The sequence below is a fragment of the Tardiphaga sp. 841_E9_N1_2 genome (assembly GCF_051811065.1).
GTDB lineage: Bacteria > Pseudomonadota > Alphaproteobacteria > Rhizobiales > Xanthobacteraceae > Tardiphaga > Tardiphaga robiniae.
On record NZ_JBPWQC010000001.1, the window covers coordinates 4624589 to 4642746 of the forward strand.

Annotated in this window: 17 protein-coding genes; 12 read left to right on the forward strand and 5 right to left on the reverse strand. The window is 62.5% G+C overall.

All coding sequences use genetic code 11. The annotated features are described in order from the left end of the window. Positions 1–43 precede the first annotated feature (43 nt). Together AB8A50_RS22260 and AB8A50_RS22265 are read right to left on the reverse strand one after the other, a co-directional pair. Complete coding sequence (locus AB8A50_RS22260; protein ID WP_439078917.1) at positions 44–1009, reverse strand: cation diffusion facilitator family transporter; 966 nt, start codon at positions 1007–1009, stop codon at positions 44–46. A gap of 97 nt (positions 1010–1106) precedes the next feature. Next, entirely contained in the window at positions 1107–1955 is an 849-nt protein-coding gene (locus AB8A50_RS22265; protein ID WP_439078918.1) for a sulfite exporter TauE/SafE family protein, read from the reverse strand. A gap of 246 nt (positions 1956–2201) precedes the next feature. Between AB8A50_RS22265 and sdhC the strand changes: the two genes are divergently transcribed. The 9 genes from sdhC (at position 2202) to AB8A50_RS22310 (ending at position 12717) form a co-directional block, all read left to right on the forward strand. Beyond that, the gene (sdhC, locus tag AB8A50_RS22270; RefSeq protein WP_068737900.1) at positions 2202–2600 is read left to right on the forward strand and encodes a succinate dehydrogenase, cytochrome b556 subunit; all 399 of its coding nucleotides are present in this window, start codon (positions 2202–2204) and stop codon (positions 2598–2600) included. After that, positions 2597–2998, forward strand: coding sequence for a succinate dehydrogenase, hydrophobic membrane anchor protein (sdhD, locus tag AB8A50_RS22275; protein ID WP_089266497.1), 402 nt, complete (start codon positions 2597–2599; stop codon positions 2996–2998). Before sdhC ends, sdhD begins: the two co-directional genes overlap by 4 nt. Positions 2999–3001: 3 nt before the next feature. Next, positions 3002–4840 (forward strand): succinate dehydrogenase flavoprotein subunit, encoded by a 1839-nt coding sequence (gene sdhA, locus AB8A50_RS22280; protein WP_089266499.1) that lies wholly within the window; start codon positions 3002–3004, stop codon positions 4838–4840. A gap of 24 nt (positions 4841–4864) precedes the next feature. Next, positions 4865–5647, forward strand: coding sequence for a succinate dehydrogenase iron-sulfur subunit (locus AB8A50_RS22285; protein WP_439078919.1), 783 nt, complete (start codon positions 4865–4867; stop codon positions 5645–5647). Positions 5648–5852: 205 nt separating this feature from the next. After that, positions 5853–6869: an ABC transporter substrate-binding protein gene (locus AB8A50_RS22290; protein WP_439078920.1), complete on the forward strand. Its 1017-nt coding sequence runs from the start codon at positions 5853–5855 to the stop codon at positions 6867–6869. 30 nt (positions 6870–6899) lie between these two features. Further along, entirely contained in the window at positions 6900–7688 is a 789-nt protein-coding gene (locus tag AB8A50_RS22295) for an ABC transporter ATP-binding protein (RefSeq protein WP_089266501.1), read from the forward strand. Continuing rightward, positions 7685–8458 carry an ABC transporter permease gene (locus tag AB8A50_RS22300; RefSeq protein ID WP_093757930.1) on the forward strand — a complete coding sequence of 258 codons (774 nt, stop codon included), beginning with the start codon at positions 7685–7687 and terminating at the stop codon, positions 8456–8458. The genes AB8A50_RS22295 and AB8A50_RS22300 overlap by 4 nt, the downstream gene beginning before the upstream one ends. 98 nt (positions 8459–8556) lie before the next feature. Further along, complete coding sequence (locus AB8A50_RS22305; RefSeq protein WP_439078921.1) at positions 8557–10686, forward strand: ATP-binding protein; 2130 nt, start codon at positions 8557–8559, stop codon at positions 10684–10686. A 51-nt stretch (positions 10687–10737) separates the two neighbouring features. Then, positions 10738–12717: an ABC transporter ATP-binding protein/permease gene (locus tag AB8A50_RS22310; protein WP_439078922.1), complete on the forward strand. Its 1980-nt coding sequence runs from the start codon at positions 10738–10740 to the stop codon at positions 12715–12717. A gap of 37 nt (positions 12718–12754) precedes the next feature. On the opposite strand, the gene AB8A50_RS22315 is transcribed toward AB8A50_RS22310, so the two are convergent. Then, entirely contained in the window at positions 12755–13141 is a 387-nt protein-coding gene (locus AB8A50_RS22315; RefSeq protein WP_439078923.1) for an MAPEG family protein, read from the reverse strand. A 148-nt stretch (positions 13142–13289) separates the two neighbouring features. On the opposite strand from AB8A50_RS22315, the gene AB8A50_RS22320 reads away from it, so the two are divergent. Further along, on the forward strand, positions 13290–13775 hold the full coding sequence (locus tag AB8A50_RS22320; RefSeq protein ID WP_089266897.1) for a pyridoxamine 5'-phosphate oxidase family protein: 486 nt from the start codon (positions 13290–13292) through the stop codon (positions 13773–13775). Continuing rightward, positions 13776–14015 carry a hypothetical protein gene (locus tag AB8A50_RS22325; RefSeq protein ID WP_089266509.1) on the forward strand — a complete coding sequence of 80 codons (240 nt, stop codon included), beginning with the start codon at positions 13776–13778 and terminating at the stop codon, positions 14013–14015. Between the two features lie 196 nt (positions 14016–14211). Here the strand turns inward: AB8A50_RS22325 and AB8A50_RS22330 are convergent, their stop codons facing one another. Next, the gene (locus AB8A50_RS22330; protein ID WP_439078924.1) at positions 14212–15081 is read right to left on the reverse strand and encodes a hypothetical protein; all 870 of its coding nucleotides are present in this window, start codon (positions 15079–15081) and stop codon (positions 14212–14214) included. Between the two features lie 92 nt (positions 15082–15173). Here AB8A50_RS22330 and AB8A50_RS22335 point away from each other — a divergent pair, with 92 nt between their 5' ends. Further along, the gene (locus tag AB8A50_RS22335; RefSeq protein ID WP_315840065.1) at positions 15174–16253 is read left to right on the forward strand and encodes an OmpA family protein; all 1080 of its coding nucleotides are present in this window, start codon (positions 15174–15176) and stop codon (positions 16251–16253) included. A gap of 125 nt (positions 16254–16378) precedes the next feature. Here the strand turns inward: AB8A50_RS22335 and AB8A50_RS22340 are convergent, their stop codons facing one another. Then, positions 16379–18133, reverse strand: a complete 1755-nt coding sequence (locus AB8A50_RS22340; RefSeq protein WP_439078925.1) for an alkaline phosphatase — start codon at positions 18131–18133, stop codon at positions 16379–16381. Positions 18134–18158: the final 25 nt, after the last annotated feature.

Below are 18158 nucleotides of genomic sequence, written 5' to 3' on the forward strand. Positions count from 1 at the left end.
GCAGCGCCGTCTCGAACCATGAGATGCTATGTGTGGCCATACCCTAGATCACATGCTCCGGCGCGAGCGCGCAGGCCGAATTCGGGTCCATCTCGATCTGGATCGTCGCGTGCTCGATGCCGAAGTCGCGCTTCAGGCGTGCGGCGACTTCCATCAGATAGGCATCGCCAGGCGCGCCTGACGGGATCACCATGTGACAGGTCAGTGCCACTTCGGTGGTGCTCATGGGCCAGATATGCAGGTCGTGCACCTGCGCGACGCCGGGGCATTGTTCGAGGTAGCCGCGCACGGCAACGGGGTCGATGCCGCGCGGAACGGCGGCGAGCGACATCGCAGTGGAGTCGCGCAAGAGGCTCCAGGTGCCCCAGACGATCAGCACACAGATGACGAGGCTGGTCAGGGCGTCGATCCACAGCCAGCCGGTGAACATAATGGCGATCGCGGCGATGACCACGCCAACCGAGACCGCAGCGTCGGCGACCATATGCAGATAGGCGCCGCGGATGTTGAGGTCGCTGTTGCGGCCCGAGGCAAACAGCCAGGCGGTCACGCCGTTGATGACGATGCCGATGGTCGCGACGATCATCACGGTGATCTCGGCTACCGGTTCGGGATTGAACAGTCTTAGCACGGCCTCCCAGGCGATGGCACCGACAGCAACCAGCAGGAACACGGCGTTGAAGAGCGCTGCGAGAATTGAGGACCCGCGCAAACCATAGGTGAAGCGCGGCGTTGGCGCGCGCTTTGACAGCACAGCTGCGGTCCATGCCGCGATCAGCCCGAGCACATCCGAGAGATTGTGCCCGGCATCGGCCACGAGCGCCATCGAGCCGCTGGCATAGCCGTAAATCGCCTCGATGACGACGAAGACGGTATTGAGGCTGATGCCGATGGCGAAGGCCATGCCGAAACTCGCGGGCGCATGCACATGCCCGCCGGGGCCGTGCGCGTGGCCGTGATCGCCTTGCTTGTGGCTGTGGTCGTCATGATCGTGATGTGAGTGCGCCATCGGTGTTCCGTCGCGTGGTCTGACGGCATCCATAGCAAGTTATGATCCGGATACTATTACGGTTGCTGCTGCGCGTCGGCCGCCCCGATTTACGGGGTCATATTAGAGCGATGACAAACCGGCTGCCGACGATGAATAGATAAATTCCAAACGCCATTTCCAGCGCGCGCTTCGACATCGCATGTGCCGCCTTCACGCCGAGCGGCGCCACCAGCAGGCTGGTCGGCATCACCAGCAGCGCGCCGATCAGCGAGACATAACCGATGGCGAACGGCAGCTGCAGCGCTGCGACATCGGGAAAGCGCGCAGCGGCCGGCCAGCCAGCATAGATGTAGCCGATGGCGCCGGGGATCGAGATCAGCACGGCGAGTGCTGAGGATGTCGCCACCGCCTGATGGATAGGCCGGCCATAAAAGGTCATCAGCAGGTTCGAGAACAATCCGCCGCCAATGCCCATCAGCGTGGAGAGAAGACCGACGAAGAAGCCGTAAATCTTCATCAGTGGGCCGTCGGGCAAGTCGTCGCCGAGCTTCCAGCCGTCGCGCGCGAGCAGCAGCCGTGCCGCCGCGGACCAGGCAACGGCAACGAAAACGATCTTGAACAGCCGCTCCGGGGCATAACGGGCTGTGACGCTGCCGATGACGACGCCGATCAGGATCGGCCACCACCACTTCCGCAGGATCTCAATATCGACGGCGCCTCGGGCCATATGGGCACGGAAGGACCGGATCGAGGTCGGGATGATAATGGCCAGCGAGGTGCCGATACAGAGCGGCATCCGTACTTCCAGAGGCACTCCGGCGATGCGGAAACACTCGTAAAATACGGGGACCAGGATGGCGCCTCCGCCTATCCCGAAGACACCTGCCAGGAAACCGGCCAGTGCGCCGACGGCAATAAGAAGCGCCGCCAGTTCGACAATCTCGGTTACATTGAGCTCAGCCATTCCCGCCCCGATTGCCATTTGCTATCGCATCATGAAGTTCTCATGAATCGCGCTTCACCAAGGCTGTCAGCAACAAGCCCGGCAACTGTCAATACCCGCAAATGCAAGGCTCATTTGAAGCTCTGAACAATCGTTCAGAGTATGTCATTTCGCGATTGCACTGGTTGTTTTGAGTTCGTAAATAGAATTGCTCTACGCGATCCCCAATCGGGCACCGTCTGCCCATTAACCTGTCAAAGTTGCTAAATGACCGCTCGGATCGAACGACCCCTTTCGCCGCATCTGCAAGTGTACCGCTGGACCCTGACGATGGCGTTGTCCATCGTGCATCGCGCTACCGGCGTCGCCTTGTATTTCGGCACTTTGCTTCTTGTCTGGTGGCTGATCGCGGCTGCGTCCGGCCCAGCCGCCTATGCCCATGTGCAGGCCTTCACCGGCAGCATCATCGGTCGCCTGATCGCATTCGGCTACACGTGGGCGCTGATCCATCATGCCATGAGCGGCATCCGCCATCTGGTCTGGGATCTCGGTTACGGTTTCAAGCCATCCGAGCGTGAATGGCTCACCTGGGCCGCATTGATCGGCGGCATCGGCATCACCATCCTGCTCTGGATCATTGCCTACGCGATCGGAGGCGGACGATGAGCGGCTCCAATTCGCCCAAGTCGGTGCGCACGCCGCTCGGTCGCGTTCGCGGTCTCGGCTCCTCGCATTCGGGCACATCAGACTTCTGGCGTCAGCGCCTGACTGCAGTGGCCATGCTGCTTCTGCTGATCCCTGTGATCTTCATCGTGATGTCGGTTTTCAGAAGCAACCAGGCCGGCGTCGCGCAGGTCCTTGGTTCGCCGATCGTGGCTATCGTCATGCTGCTCTTCATCGTTGCCAGCATCTGGCACATGAAGATCGGCATGCAGGTCGTGATCGAAGACTATGTGCATGACGAGAAAATCAAGCTGATCTCGATCATCGGCAACAATTTCTTCTCTGCCGCCGTGGCGCTGGCATCGATCTACGCCATCCTTAAACTTTCATCCGGAGTGTAGCGCATGGCCGTCAACGGCACTGGCGCGAACGGCGTTGGCGGCCCCGCCACCAACGGCCACGCCTATCCCATCGAAGATCACACCTATGACGTCGTTGTCGTTGGCGCCGGCGGCGCCGGCCTGCGCGCGACCGTCGGCTGCGGCGAAGCTGGCCTGCGCACCGCCTGCATCACCAAGGTATTTCCGACTCGCTCGCACACGGTTGCAGCACAGGGCGGCATCTCTGCCTCGCTCGGCAACATGCACGAGGACAACTGGCGCTGGCACATGTACGACACCGTGAAGGGGTCGGACTGGCTCGGCGATCAGGACTCGATCGAATATATGGTGCGCAACGCGCCCGACGCCGTTTATGAGCTCGAACACTGGGGCGTGCCGTTCTCGCGCACCGAAGACGGCAAGATCTATCAGCGCCCGTTCGGCGGCATGACCATGGATTACGGTAAGGGCCAGGCCCAGCGCACCTGCGCCGCTGCCGACCGGACCGGTCACGCCATGCTGCACACGATGTACGGCCAGGCGCTGCGCCATTCGGCCGAGTTCTTCATCGAATACTTCGCCATCGATCTGATCATGGACGATCAGAATGTCTGCCGCGGCGTCATCGCGCTCAAGCTCGATGATGGCACGCTGCATCGCTTCAAGGCGCAGACCGTCATTCTCGCCACCGGCGGCTACGGCCGCGCTTACGCCTCCTGCACTTCGGCGCATACCTGCACCGGTGACGGCGGTGGTATGGCGCTGCGGGCTGGTTTGCCGCTGCAGGACATGGAATTCGTTCAGTTCCATCCGACCGGCATTTACGGTTCGGGCTGTCTCGTCACCGAAGGCGCGCGCGGCGAAGGCGGTTATCTCGTCAATGCCGAAGGCGAGCGCTTCATGGAGCGTTACGCACCGTCGGCCAAGGATCTCGCCTCGCGCGACGTGGTTTCGCGCGCCATGACCATCGAAATCCGCGAAGGCCGCGGCGTCGGCAAGAAGAAGGATCACATCTTCCTTCATCTCGACCATCTCGATCCGAAGGTGCTGGCCGAGCGTCTGCCGGGCATCTCCGACTCGGCGCGCATTTTCGCCGGCGTCGATGTCACCAAGGAGCCGATTCCGATCGTTCCGACGGTGCACTACAATATGGGCGGCATCCCGACCAACTATCACGGCGAAGTCGTCACCAAGAAGGACGGCGACGACAATGCGGTGGTGCAGGGTCTGATGGCCGTGGGCGAAGCCGCCTGCGTGTCGGTGCACGGCGCCAACCGTCTCGGCTCCAACTCGCTGATCGATCTCGTGGTGTTCGGCCGTGCGGCCGCGCTGCGCTGCGCCGAGAAGCTGACGCCGAATGCCAAGCAGCCCGACTTGCCGAAGGACTCGGCCGACCGCGCGCTTGGTCGTCTCGATCACTACCGCTATGCGAAGGGTGGCACTTCGACCGCGAAGATCCGCGAGAACATGCAGCATGTGATGCAGACCAACTGCGCCGTGTTCCGCACTGGTGAAGTGCTGAACGAAGGCAAGGAGTTGATCCACAAGGTGTATGGCGGCATCGGCGATATCGCCGTGTCTGACCGGTCGCTGGTGTGGAATTCGGATCTCATCGAGACCCTCGAATTCGACAACCTGATCACTCAGGCCATCGTCACCATGGACTCGGCTGCGAACCGCACCGAGAGCCGCGGCGCGCATGCGCGCGAGGACTTCTCGGATCGCGACGACAAGAACTGGATGAAGCACACGCTGGCGTGGATCGATGGGGGCGGTAAGACCACCATCGATTATCGCCCGGTGCACGACTACACGATGACCAACGACGTTCAGTACATCGTGCCCAAAGCGCGCGTGTACTAATGATGACAGCGAAGGCTTGAGAGAATGGCTGAGTTCGCACTTCCGAAGAATTCCAAGATCACCGGCGGCAAGGAATGGCCGAAGCCGGCCGGCGTCACGCAGACGCGCGAATTCCGCGTCTATCGCTGGAATCCGGATGACGGCAAGAACCCGTCGGTCGACACCTATCACATCGATACCAACGACTGCGGTCCGATGGTTCTCGATGGTCTGATCTGGATCAAGAATAACATCGATCCGACGCTGACCTTCCGCCGCTCTTGCCGCGAAGGCGTCTGCGGCTCCTGCGCCATGAACATCGATGGCCAGAACACCTTGGCCTGCACCCGTGCGATGGACGAAGTCGACGACGGCGCCATCAAGGTCAATCCGCTGCCGCATCAGCCGGTCGTGAAGGACCTGGTGCCGGATCTCACCAACTTCTATGCCCAGTATGCGTCGATCGAGCCGTGGCTGAAGACCACCACGCCGACACCGCAGAAGGAATGGAAGCAGAGCCACTCCGACCGCGAGAAGCTCGATGGTCTCTACGAGTGCATCCTGTGCGCCTGCTGCTCGACCTCGTGCCCGAGCTATTGGTGGAACAGCGACCGCTTCCTCGGTCCGGCTGCCCTCCTTCAGGCCACCCGCTGGGTCAAGGATTCCCGCGACGAAGCCACCGGCGAGCGTCTCGACAATCTCGAAGATCCGTTCCGGCTCTATCGCTGCCACACCATCATGAACTGCGCCAAGGCGTGCCCGAAGGGTCTCAACCCCTCTGAAGCCATCGCCGAGCTGAAGATGAAGATGGTCGAGCGTCAGGTCTGACGTTTTAAGGATCCGGGTTTGCCGATCAGGACACCGGTCTGCGCAAGCAGGCCGGTGTTCTTTTTTGCTCACGATTTAAGCATACTGCCTCTTCGAACCCGATCCCTCGGAGCCGCGGCGCTATTTCTCGTTGAAAAGGGGACTCGCCAAGGTTGGCACGGGCTGTGCTAGCCTGTGCCTGATAATTGATCAGGGGGAGTTTTTCATGTTTCGTCAGCTGGGTTTGAGCGTCATGGCGGGTGCAGCGCTGTTGGCGTCTGCGCTATCCGCGAGCGCCGACACCGATGTCAAATTCGCGCTCGACTGGAAATTCGAAGGTCCGTCCGCGCCGTATTTCGTTGCGCTCGACAAGGGCTACTACAAGGCCGAAGGCCTCAACGTGACCATCGACTCCGGTCCAGGTTCGGTCGCCGGCATCGCGCGGGTCGCGGCGGGCACCTATCCGATCGGCTTCTTCGACATCAATTCGCTGGCGCGCTTCCGCGACCAGAATCCGGACAAGGACGTCAAGGGCGTCCTCATGGTCTATGACAAGCCGCCCTTCTCGATTGTCAGCATAGCGAAGTCCGGCATCAATGCGCCGAAGGATCTCGAAGGCAAGATCCTCGGCGCACCGGCGCCGGACGGTGCCTTCGCGCAGTGGAAGGCCTTCGTCAAAGAGAACAAGATCGACGACAGCAAGGTGAAGATCGAGAATGTCGGCTTCCCGGTACGCGAGCCGATGCTCGCCGACGGCAAGGTCGATGCGATCACCGGCTTCTCGTTCTCGTCCTACTTCAACCTGATGTCCAAGGGCATCGCCGAGAAGGACATCAAGGTGATGCTGATGTCGGACTACGGCATCGTGCTTTATGGCAATGCCATCATGGTGAACCCCGAATTCGCCAAGGCCAATCCGAAACTCGTTGCCGGCTTCGTGCGCGCGACCGTCAAGGGCATCATCGACACCATCAAGGACCCCGACACGGCCATCAAGTCGGTGATGAAGCGTAACGAGACCGCCGACGAGAAGATCGAGCTCGCTCGCCTCAAGATGTCGCTGAAGGACAACTTCGTGACCCCGTGGGTGAAGGCCAATGGCGTCGGCGGCATCGATGAGAAGCGCATGACGGATGCCATCGAGCAGATCGCTGTGACCTACGAGTTCAAGAATCCGAAGCCGAAGGCGGGGGATCTGTTCACGTCGGAGTATCTGCCCCCGGCCGACGCACGCAAGTTCTAAGCGTCACGACAGAAGGCCAGGTCGTCGCGCATGGAAGCGTTCGTAGATATCGATGGCGTCACGCTGAAATACCGTGGCGCGTCGGGTGACATTGTCGCGCTTCAGGATGCGACGCTCAAAGTCCAGCGCGGCGAATTCGCCGCGGTGGTCGGCCCCTCCGGCTGCGGCAAGTCCACTTTGATGCGGCTTGTCACGGGCCTGCACAAGCCGACGGCCGGCACTATCGCCATCGACGGCAAACAGGTGACAGGCCCGGTCAAAATGGCCGGCATGGCGTTCCAGAACGCCAACATGCTGCCGTGGCGCAAGGTGATCGACAACGTCCTGCTGCCGCTGGAAATCGTAGAACCACATCGCTCGCAGTTTCGTTCCAAAAAAGTGGAGTTCCGCGCCAAGGCCGAGCAGCTTCTGGCTACCGTCGGTCTCGCCGGCTTCGGCGACCGCTATCCCTGGGAGTTGTCCGGTGGCATGCAACAGCGCGTGTCGCTGTGCCGCTCGCTGATCCACGAGCCGGCGCTGCTGATGCTCGACGAGCCCTTCGCCGCCCTCGACGCGTTCACGCGCGAGGAGCTGTGGTGCGTGCTGCGCGATCTCTGGCAGCGACTGGGCTTCACGGTGATTCTGGTGACGCACGATCTGCGCGAGGCGGCGTTCCTCGCCGACAATATCTACGTCATGAGCGCGCGCCCCGGTCACATCGTCCAGATCAAACCGGTGGATTTCCCGCGCCCGCGCGATCTGCAGGTGACCTATGAAAAGGATTTCGGTGACATCGTGATGGAGCTGCGCATGAAGATCGCACAGGTGCGCCAGTCATGAACCCGCGGACTCTTGAAAAGCTTTCGCCCTGGCTCTTCACCATTGCCATCTTCCTGGTCTGGGAGCTGGCCTGCATCGTCTTCAAGGTCAACACGTCGGTGCTGCAGCCGCCATCGGCCGCCTTTGCGGCGATGTTCAAACTCTGGCGGGTGTTTCTCTATCATTCCTGGGTCACGCTCTGGGTGACCATGGTCGGATTTGCCCTGGCCGTGGGCTTCGGCATCATTCTCGGTCTCGTCGTGGGCTGGTCGCGGGCGATCTATCGCGGGCTCTATCCCGTGATGATCGGCTTCAACACGATCCCGAAGGTCGCCATTGTCCCGCTGCTGATCCTGTGGTTCGGCATCGGCGAAGTGCCGGCAATCGTCACCGCCTTCCTGATTTCGTTCTTTCCGATCGTGGTCAATATCGCCACGGGTCTGGCGACAACCGAGCCGGAACTCGAGGACGTGTTGCGGGCCCTCGGCGCTGGCAAGCTCGACATCATGCTCAAGGTCGGCATTCCGCGTGCGCTGCCATATTTCTTTGGCTCGCTGAAGATTGCTATCACCCTGGCATTCGTCGGCACCGTCGTGTCGGAGACGCTCGGCGCCAATGCCGGGCTCGGCTACCTGATCGCGCTGGAGGGCGCCAGCTTCCGTATGGCGAATGTCTACGCCGCCTTGCTGCTGCTCGCCTTTGAAGGCGTGCTCATGTACGCGGTCTTCGCGGGGATCGAGCAGCATTTCACCAAATGGGCCTTCCGGTCGCAAATGAGCGCGGCCGGCTAACGCCACAGGACCTCCTCCACCCACGGCGGGTTCCCGCCCGCGGAGCGGTTGGTGAGACACCGCCCTTGCGCTAGACTGCAGGGAGTCGGGCAGGTGCTGTGAAGACCGAACACCAAAATTCGTTGAGAACGCTGCAATGGATGATGGCTGCATCGCTGGCCCTTCCGCTTGCACTGTTTCTGTTCGCGGCGGCGACGTCGTGGGTGTCGACGCGCGAGATCGCCGACCGCGAGATCGAGCGCGCGCTCGATGTGGCGCATGAACACGCTTTAAAGGTGTTCGAGACCATCGACCGCAGCCTGTCCGAAATGAACGAGATCGTACGCGGTAAATCCGACGACGAGCTGCGTGCGCAATCGGACCGGATGGCGGGCCGGCTGAAGCAGCTCACCGATGCGCTGCCGCAGTTGAAGTCGGTCTGGGTGTTCGACAACAAAGGCCGGGCGCTGGTCAACAGTCTGGATCTGACGCTGCCGGATCTCGATTTCTCTGATCGCGATTATTACAGGGTCCATATCGCAGGTGATGCCGGCACGTTCATCGGTCAATCATTGTTGCCGCGCCCGCCCTATCAGGGGGCGCCGTTCTTTGGTGTGAGCCGCAGGCGGGTCTCGGCCGATGGCAGCTTCACCGGCGTGGTGCAGGCCTCTGTCTTTCCGGAATATTTCGATCGTTTCTATGCGCGCATCGGCCACGATGCCGGGAGCTTCTTTGCGCTTGGTCTCACCGATGGTTCGATCCTGGCACGTTATCCGCAGCTCGATCGTGAGGTGCGTCTCGATCCCAAGGGGCCCGTGGGCCGCACCCTGTCGGCCCATCCTGCTGGAGGACTGGTCACGCTTGTCTCGCCCGGCGACAATGTCGAGCGCCGTATCGGCTATCAGCAGCTCGCCGGCTATCCGGTCTATGTCGCGGCAGGTCTTGAGACGTCAGCGATCCGTGCGCGCTGGCTGCGCACCATCAGCTATCATCTGATCTTCGGCGTTCCCGCCACGGCATTGCTGTTCCTGTTGCTGGCATTCGCGATCCGTCGCACCCGCCGGCTCAATTTCGAAGCGATGAAACGGCGTGAGGCCGAAGAAGCGCTGAAACATGGCCAGCGGCTCGAAGCACTCGGCCAGTTGACTGGCGGCGTCGCGCATGACTTCAACAATCTCCTCACCGTGATCCGCTCGTCAGTCGACTTGCTGCAACGGCCCGATCTCTCGCCGGATCGTCGTGCCCGCTACATTGCAGCGATCTCCGAAACAGTGAATCGCGCCGCCAAGCTGACAGCGCAATTGCTGGCCTTTGCGCGGCGCCAGACGCTGAAGCCTGAAGTATTCGACGTCGGCCAATGCGTGCATTCGGTGAGCGAGATTATCGGCACGCTGACGGGGGCGCCCATCGAAATTATGACCCATGTGCCCGATGAGGCGTTGTTTGTGGATGCCGATATCGGCCAGTTCGAAACCGCGTTGATCAACATCGCGGTTAACGCGCGCGATGCCATGGCGGGCGAGGGGCGGCTGACGATCGCCGTCAGCGCGGCCGAGCAAGTCCCCGTTGCGCTTGCCCTGAGGTCTGACGGCTATGTGGCGATCTCAGTATCCGACACTGGCAGCGGTATTCCTGCCGATCAGTTCGAGCACATCTTCGAGCCATTCTATACGACCAAGGAAGTCGGGCAGGGCACAGGCCTCGGACTTTCGCAGGTGTTCGGCTTTGCCAAACAATCCGGCGGTGAGGTCGTGGTCGCCAGCGAAGTCGGCAAGGGCAGCACTTTCACGCTTTATCTGCCGCGCGTCTCCGGCGACAGCATCGCGCCGGCGCTTTCGGCGAGCGAAGCGCCCGTCGTCGATGGCCACGGCATGTCGGTGCTGGTGGTGGAGGATAATCGCGACGTCGGGACTTTTGCGACCGATGCGCTGAGCGAGCTTGGCTACACCACGGTGTTGCGGCCGAACGCTCAGGAAGCGCTCGTCGAACTCGCCCGTCATGCCACGCACTATGACGTCGTGTTCTCCGATGTCGTGATGCCTGGAATGACCGGCATCGAACTGGCGCAGGAGATTCGAAAACTCTATCCGGATCTGCCGGTGGTGCTGACCTCCGGCTACAGTCACGTGCTTGCGCAGAACGGCACCTTCGGGTTCGAGCTGCTGCATAAGCCCTATTCGATCGAGCAATTGTCGCGGGTGCTCACGAAGGCCGGCGCCTGGCGCAAGGCTCAGCGCGAGGCTGTCTGAGCCGCCTGGGAACCCTCGGGAACCTTTTGATTTCCTTGGCGTTATCGCGCCATGAGCAAACATTCAATTAACGAAGCCAAGCCCGCACCCGCATCCGACGCGTCCGATGTGAAGGGGCCGATTGTCGGGGTCGTCGATGAGGCCGGTAAGCATATCGAGCCGCCGCCGCCTGAAGTGGTCGAACCCGATCCGGACCTGACGCCGGAAGAGGCCGAGCAGGCACGCAAGGACTATCTGCTGACGCGATTCTGGATCAGCGCGCGTGGCTTCTGGGGCAAGTCGGGCGACAGACTAGCCTGGGTGTTCTCGGTCGGGCTGCTGCTGCTCATCGTCGCCAATGTGGCGTTTCAATATGGCATCAATGTCTGGAACCGCGCGATCTTCGACGCCATCGAGAAACGCGATGCGGCCAGCGTGTTTCATCTCACTGGCGTGTTCTTTCCGCTCGCTATCGGCAGCGTGTTGCTGGGTGTCGCGCAGGTCTATGGCCGCATGGGTATCCAGCGTCGCTGGCGCGCATGGCTGACCAATTCTGTGGTGTCGCGCTGGCTCACCAGCGGCCGCTATTATCAGCTCAATCTTGTCGGCGGCGATCACCAGAATCCCGAATATCGGATCGCCGAGGATCTGCGCATCGCGACCGACTCGCCCGTCGACTTCGTCTCCGGCGTCATTGCGGCATTTCTCTCCGCCACCACCTTCATCGTCGTGCTGTGGACGATCGGCGGGGCGCTGACACTCTCGATGGGTGGCAGCACGATCACGATTCCGGGCTTCCTCGTGATTGCCGCGATTATCTATGCCGCCATTGCATCCGGCTCGATCATGGTGATCGGCCGGCGTTTCGTGCAGATTTCCGAGGACAAAAACCAGGCCGAGGCGGAGTATCGTTATGCGCTTACCCGCGTGCGCGAAAACGGCGAGAGCATCGCGCTGCTCGGTGGCGAGGAAGAAGAGCGCGACGGCATCGACAAGACCTTCGGCAATGTCCTCAGGCAATGGGCACGTCTCGCCGGACAGCATATGCGTACCACGTTGGTGTCGCAGGGCTCGAGCCTGATCGCGCCCGTCGTACCGCTGTTGCTGTGCGCGCCGAAGTTTCTCGACGGCAGCATGTCGCTCGGTCAGGTGATGCAGGCGGCGTCTGCCTTCACCATCGTGCAAAGCGCATTCGGCTGGCTGGTCGACAACTATCCGCGCCTTGCCGACTGGAACGCCTGCGCGCGCCGCATCGCCTCGCTGATGATGTCGCTGGACGGCCTCGAACGCGCTGAACTCGGCGACGGTATCGGTCGTATCAAGCGCGGCGAAACGACGGATGAGACGATGCTGAGCCTGCATGATCTCTCCGTGACGCTCGATGACGGCACTGCCGTCGTCGGCGATGCCGAAGTGAAGATCGAGCCTGGCGAACGTCTGCTTGTCGCGGGCGAGTCCGGCACCGGCAAAAGCACGCTGGTGCGTGCCATTGCGGGCCTGTGGCCATGGGGCGGCGGTAGCGTCAATTTCCATCCGGACCGGAGGCTCTTCATGTTGCCGCAGAAGCCCTATGTGCCGTCAGGCACCTTGCGCCGCGCAGCCGCCTATCCCGCGGCGTCGGAAGACTGGACCGTCGAGCAGATCGGCGACGCCCTCGACAAGGTCGGGCTCGGCCATCTCAAGGAGAAGATCGAGGAGGATGCGCCGTGGGACCAGACGCTGTCCGGCGGCGAGAAGCAACGTCTCGCTTTCGCACGGCTGTTTTTGCACCGCCCTGATATCATTGTGCTGGACGAAGCGACCTCGGCGCTGGACGCGAAGAGCCAGGACAAGATGATGGAGCTGCTCACCAAGGAGTTGTCCAACGCCACGGTGGTATCTGTCGCGCATCGCGTCGAGCTTGAAGCCTTCCACAGCCGCAAGATCGTGCTGGAGCGCCGCAAGGGCGGCGCCAAGCTGGTCAGCGACATCGATCTCATCCCGCGCAAGGGTAAGCGCCGTCTGCTCGGCCGCTTCCTGCGCCAGCGCAAGCCGGCCAGGAGCGCGGCATGACACCAGGCGCTATGAGGTGCTTGCTGCGTGTTTCGACTTAGAAGAAGTTGATCTTCAGCGCCGGCGATAGGAAGATCGCAATATTGGCGAAGAGCCCGCCGGCATGGGCGGCTGAGCGCAGCGACGATTTATCCGCGATGTACAGCAGCGCGTGCGCAATCCGAAACGCGAGATAGAGCGCGGCCAGCACGCTCACGGTCGTCGCCGATGCGCCAAAGTTCAGCGCGGCGATGACCGAGACAGCGTAGAACGGGAAGCTCTCGAAGGCATTCTGGTGCGCAGCATAGGCGCGGCGTTTGGCACCTGAGAGGTTCTCGGCGCTGTCGCGCGGCGCGCTGTTATCGCGCGATCCCGCTTTGGCATAACCAATAATGATCAGCGGCAGCAGTGCAGCAATCAGAATGCTCCAATAGGCGAACGGCATCGAAATCCCCCAGGTCAAATAGTATGGCCAAACTGCGTCTTGATGGGCGGTTCCTGTTCCGCTGTCAAACCCGCCTTCATCCGGCCCGTTGTCGCGGAACATCGCATCGATCGCGCCGTTGTTAGTTCAGCCCCAAGGGAGACAGATGATGGCCAATGACAATACCCGTGATATCGAACGTGCCTGGGAATTGATGAAGAAGATCGGCTTCGCCATGCTGGTGACGCATGATGGCGACAAGCTGCGAGCGCGCCCGATGGCTGCCTACGTGGATCGCGAAGCCGATGCGGTCTACTTCCTCAGCGATGCGCGTAGACACAAGGATGATGAGATCAAGCGCAATCCGAACGTGAATCTCTCTTTCGCAGATGCGAGCGATCAGAAATATGTCTCGGTGAGCGGCACTGCTGCCGTCTCGAACGATCGCGCCAAGATCAAGGAGCTGTTCACCACCTCCGCAAAGGCGTGGTGGGACAGCGCGGAAGATCCGAATATTCGTGTGCTGAAGTTCACGCCTGACGATGCCGAGTTCTGGGACTCGCCGGGCACTGTGATCAGCTATGTGAAGATGGCCGCTGCGGCTGTGACTGGTACGCGTCCGGACATCGGCACCAACCGTAAGGTCGCAATCTAGATGCCTAAAGACGATTCACCCGGCATCGATCCCGTCGAGGATCCGCCGATCAAGCCCGGTCAACCCTCCGAACCGCCGCAGGAGAGCCCGCCGGGCAATCCGCGGCCCGAGGTACCGCCGCCGGTGCGCGATCCCGGTGAGCCGTCGCGACCCGAAGAGTTACCTGGAGATGTGCCTGATGAGATGCCGGTGCCAAATCCTGATATCAATCCGGGTCAGCAGCCGCCTGCAGTGATGTAGCGAACTACAGATCGATGGCCTGAACGCGCAATGAACAAAGCGCGTTTGGGCCATTGTCGTGTCGAAAATAAAAACGAATTTGCATTTGCCTGTCGCCACATTCCGGCCCAATGCATATCAGTTGATCAATGTGCCGATTTGTTCGGCCGACAAAAATCAGTTTGTTGAAGATCCTTATCCGGGGGCCCAAGGTCTATCATGACAAAACTTCGTCTCGTATTACTGGCCACGACGACGCTCGGCGTTGCGCATATCGCAGCGACCGCTGCTTATGCGTCGAGTGTCGATGCGCCGATCGTGCTCGCGCAGGCCGCACCTGCTGCGCCTGAAGGTGAGCCCAAGGCTCCCCCGAAAGCACCACCCAAGGCTCCGCCAGCTGCTGCGCCTCCTGCCGCTGCGCCGCCGGCCGCACGCCCTGCGGCGCCGCCGCCGCCACCGGCTCCCCCTGCTGCGCGTCCCGCGCCTCCGACACCTCCTGCTGCGCCGCCGCCTGCGGCTGCACCTCCGCGCCCGGTACCGCCGCCACCCCCACCACCTGCGGCCGCTCCGCCGCCGCGCCCAGCTCCGCCGCCGGCTCCCGTCGCGCCTCCGGCCCCGCGCGCCGCACCTCCAGCGCCCACCGCTGCGCCTGTAGCTCCGTCAGCGCCAACGCCGCCCGCTGCGCGTCCCGAACGGCGCGAGCCCGGCGAAGGACGTCCTGAGCGCCGTGAACCCGGTGCAACGCCGCCGGCAGGCGCACGTCCCGCGCCTGCAACGCCACCAGCCGCGGCGCCGGCGACACCGCCTGCAGCAACTCCGCCTGCCGCGCGTCCGGCACCTGCTGCTGCGCCGACACCGGCTCCAACACCGGCGACGCCGCCAGCGGCTGCGACTCCCCCCGCGGCAACGCCTCCTGCAGCAGCACCGGCGCCGTCGGCAGCTCCGGCTGCGCCGGGCACACCGCCTGCTGCGGGTGCGCCTCCGTCTGGTCGCCCCGGTGGCCCTGATGGCCGTGGTCCTGACGGACGAGGTTCGGATGGTCGCCGTGGTCCTCCTGGTGGTCCGGGCGCAGGCGCGCCCGGTGCACCCGGCACGCCGCCCAACGCTGCTGCGCCCGGCGTCGCGCCGAACGTTACGGCACCCGCCGCTGCGCCGCCCACGAGCACTGCTGCACCTCTCGTGGTCGCCCCCGGTGGCGGCAACATCAAGGTCGTGCAGCCGCCCGCACCAACCGTGACGGCACCGATCCCTCAGGCGCCGCCGCCAGCAGCAGCGCTGACGCCGATCGCACCGGGCGCTGCCCCCCAAGGGCCGCGCAACATGGGCGATTTCCGCGGCCAGCGCAGCGAGCGCCAGGAAGGCGGTCGCACGATCATCACCGAGCCTGGACGCATCATCGTGCAGGATCCGAGCGGTCAGTCGTTCATCCGCCACAACGAGGTCGATCGCTTCCGCTACGGCGCGCGTGACATCCGTACGGATCGGGTCGGCGGTGAGGATCGGACCATCGTGATCCGTCCCGACGGCTCGCAGATCATCACGGTGGTCGGCCGCGACGGCCAGCTGCTGCGACGTATCCGCAGGGATCGTGAGGGACGCGAGATCATCATCATCGATAACTCGTTCCGCGGTCCGCGTGGCCCCGGCGGTCCGGGTGGACTTGGCTTCTATGTCGATCTGCCGCCGCCGATGATCCGGATTCCGCAGAACCGCTACATCGTCGACTACGATCAGGCCTCGCCCGATCTCGTCTACGACACGCTGATCGCGCCTCCGGTGGATCGCATCGAGCGCCGCTATACGCTCGATGAAATCCGCTACAGCCCGATGGTGCGCCAGCGCATGCCGTCGATCGATCTGGACTCGATCAACTTCGAGCTAGGCTCGTGGGATATTCCGCCGGACCAAGCCTCGAAGCTGCAGGTGATCGCAGATGGTCTCAACCGGGCGATCTCGCGCAACCCGCGTGCGGTGTTCCTGATCGAGGGTCACACCGATGCGGTCGGATCGGACGTCGACAACCTGTCGCTGTCGGATCGCCGTGCGCAGTCGGCGGCTGAATTGCTCACCCAGCAATTCCAGGTGCCGGCGGAAAACCTGACGTCGCAGGGTTATGGCGAGCAGTATCTGAAGATCCAGACCGACGGTCCGGAGCGCCAGAACCGCCGCGTCACGATTCGCAACATCACGCCGCTGTTGAACGGCGGTCAGGCTTCGCTGCCCCCGCCGCCTCCGGGCACGGCACCGCCGCGTCGCTGAGCGGTTTGATATGAAAGAAAATGGCCGGGAGCGATCCCGGCCATTTTTGTTTTGATAGTACGCTGCTGCCAATGGCTTCCCTCCCCATTGCGCGGCTGAGCCGCTTGAGGGAGGGAAAGACGCTACTACTTCGCCGCCAGTCCCAACGCATCCGCCATCACGCGAAACACTTCCGTATTGTCCATCGAACCCTTCACACGGTCGCTGCCGGGGCCGGTGGCGGTGAGGATTACGTCCTCGCCGGAATGCACGCTGGCGCCCATCATTGCCGGCAGGTTGCCGAGCCGCAGCATACTGCCCGGCGCATTCTTGTATTTCTCGTTGGCCTTGAAGGTACCGGGCTCGTCGCCCTTCTCGGTCGGATCGTTGGGGTTGTCGAGCTTCGGCCGCAGCGTCTCATAGTGGTCGGGCAGGCTGGCCGACATGATCGCGAGCCGCCGGCTGACATCGATGCGCGATGGATAGCCTTCGGCATCCGGCGCGGGATAGTTCGGGAAGCCGGCCTTCTCATAGACGCCAAGCCGTTCGCGCAGGGGCAGGTTTGACTCCTTGCTCATGTCGTCATTGACGGTGCCGACGAGGCTGTTGGGATGGCTGTGGTCGGAGACGACGAGGATGAGCGTGTCGTCGCCGCGCTTGGCTGCCCAGTCGCGGGCGAGCTTCACGGCATTGTCGAGCATGATGACGTCATAGACGGCGCGGTCCATGTCGAGCAGATGGGCGTATTTGTCGATCAGGCCCGACTCGACCATCAGGAAGAAGCCGTTGTCGTTGCGCGACAGGACCTTGAGCGCGCCATGCACCTGCTCGGTCAAATCAGGCTGCTGCGGAAATTTCTTCACGCCGCCGCCGCCGAGAAACTTGCGGTCCAGCACGCCGTCCATATTGCCGGGCGTGAAAAGTCCAAGCAGCTTGCGCGTCTCCGGCTTCTTGGCGAGGCCGTTCAGTTCGGGCGCCGTGGTCGCCACCGAATAACCGGCATCACGGAAGCGCGCGACATAGTCGACGTCATCCTTGCGCTTCGAGGTGGCGGCTGCCTGCGGCAGGAAATTCGCTGCGCCGCCGCCCATCAATACGTCCGGCTTGGCCGCAAGGAACTGCGCGACGATCTCGTCATAGGCCGCGCGGCGGCGGGTATGCGCGATCATCGCGGCGGGCGTCGCGTCCTCGACCTCGGTATTGGTGACGATGCCGATCGCCAGATCGAGCTTGCGCTTCGCGAGGCTGGTGATGGTTTCGACCTGCGGATCGTCGAACACATTCGCCGTGCGATCCGCATAGACGCCCATCGCATTGGTTGCGGTTTTGTGGCCGGTGGCATAGGCGCTGGCCGAATTCGCGGAATCGGTGATGATGGAATCGGAGCCCGCCGTTGCCACCATCGCCATATGTGGCATGTCGTCCATCGCGAGCTTGCCGCGGCTCTTGCCTTCGGCAATGCCCTTCGAAAGAATTCTGGCGCCGACGCGATGCGCCAGCGACATGCCGTCGCCGATAAACAGGATCACGTTCTTCGCCTTGCGCGGGCCGGTATCGTAGACGTTCCACGTCACCGCGCGGCTGCGCATGCCGTCGCTGACTTCGATCTTGTAAGTCCCAGCTCTATCGAGCGTCACGTCGCGCAGCAGCAGCGCGGACTGATCCTTGCCGTCTTCCTTCGCGATGTAATCAGCGGATTTGCCGAACGCTGCGGTCTGATCGGCGCCGTTGATCGTCACCTTGATGTCGGTGACCTGAACGAGTTCGGGAAACTCGACCTTGAAGTCGAATTTCGCGCCCGCGAGGATATCAGCGCGGTCGAGCGGGTAGATCGTCTGCGCTGGCAGCGATGCGCTCGTCAGCAACAGCGTTGCAGCGGTCACAATAAAGGTTCTCGTCATGATGGATATTTCCCCTAAGGCGCCC

Coding starts and splice junctions, on each gene's coding strand:
- AB8A50_RS22260 (WP_439078917.1), bottom strand. CDS start 1,009: ATGGCGCACTCACATCACGATCATGACGACCACAGCCACAAGCAAGGC.
- AB8A50_RS22265 (WP_439078918.1), bottom strand. CDS start 1,955: ATGGCTGAGCTCAATGTAACCGAGATTGTCGAACTGGCGGCGCTTCTT.
- sdhC (WP_068737900.1), top strand. CDS start 2,202: ATGACCGCTCGGATCGAACGACCCCTTTCGCCGCATCTGCAAGTGTAC.
- sdhD (WP_089266497.1), top strand. CDS start 2,597: ATGAGCGGCTCCAATTCGCCCAAGTCGGTGCGCACGCCGCTCGGTCGC.
- sdhA (WP_089266499.1), top strand. CDS start 3,002: ATGGCCGTCAACGGCACTGGCGCGAACGGCGTTGGCGGCCCCGCCACC.
- AB8A50_RS22285 (WP_439078919.1), top strand. CDS start 4,865: ATGGCTGAGTTCGCACTTCCGAAGAATTCCAAGATCACCGGCGGCAAG.
- AB8A50_RS22290 (WP_439078920.1), top strand. CDS start 5,853: ATGTTTCGTCAGCTGGGTTTGAGCGTCATGGCGGGTGCAGCGCTGTTG.
- AB8A50_RS22295 (WP_089266501.1), top strand. CDS start 6,900: ATGGAAGCGTTCGTAGATATCGATGGCGTCACGCTGAAATACCGTGGC.
- AB8A50_RS22300 (WP_093757930.1), top strand. CDS start 7,685: ATGAACCCGCGGACTCTTGAAAAGCTTTCGCCCTGGCTCTTCACCATT.
- AB8A50_RS22310 (WP_439078922.1), top strand. CDS start 10,738: ATGAGCAAACATTCAATTAACGAAGCCAAGCCCGCACCCGCATCCGAC.
- AB8A50_RS22315 (WP_439078923.1), bottom strand. CDS start 13,141: ATGCCGTTCGCCTATTGGAGCATTCTGATTGCTGCACTGCTGCCGCTG.
- AB8A50_RS22320 (WP_089266897.1), top strand. CDS start 13,290: ATGGCCAATGACAATACCCGTGATATCGAACGTGCCTGGGAATTGATG.
- AB8A50_RS22325 (WP_089266509.1), top strand. CDS start 13,776: ATGCCTAAAGACGATTCACCCGGCATCGATCCCGTCGAGGATCCGCCG.
- AB8A50_RS22340 (WP_439078925.1), bottom strand. CDS start 18,133: ATGACGAGAACCTTTATTGTGACCGCTGCAACGCTGTTGCTGACGAGC.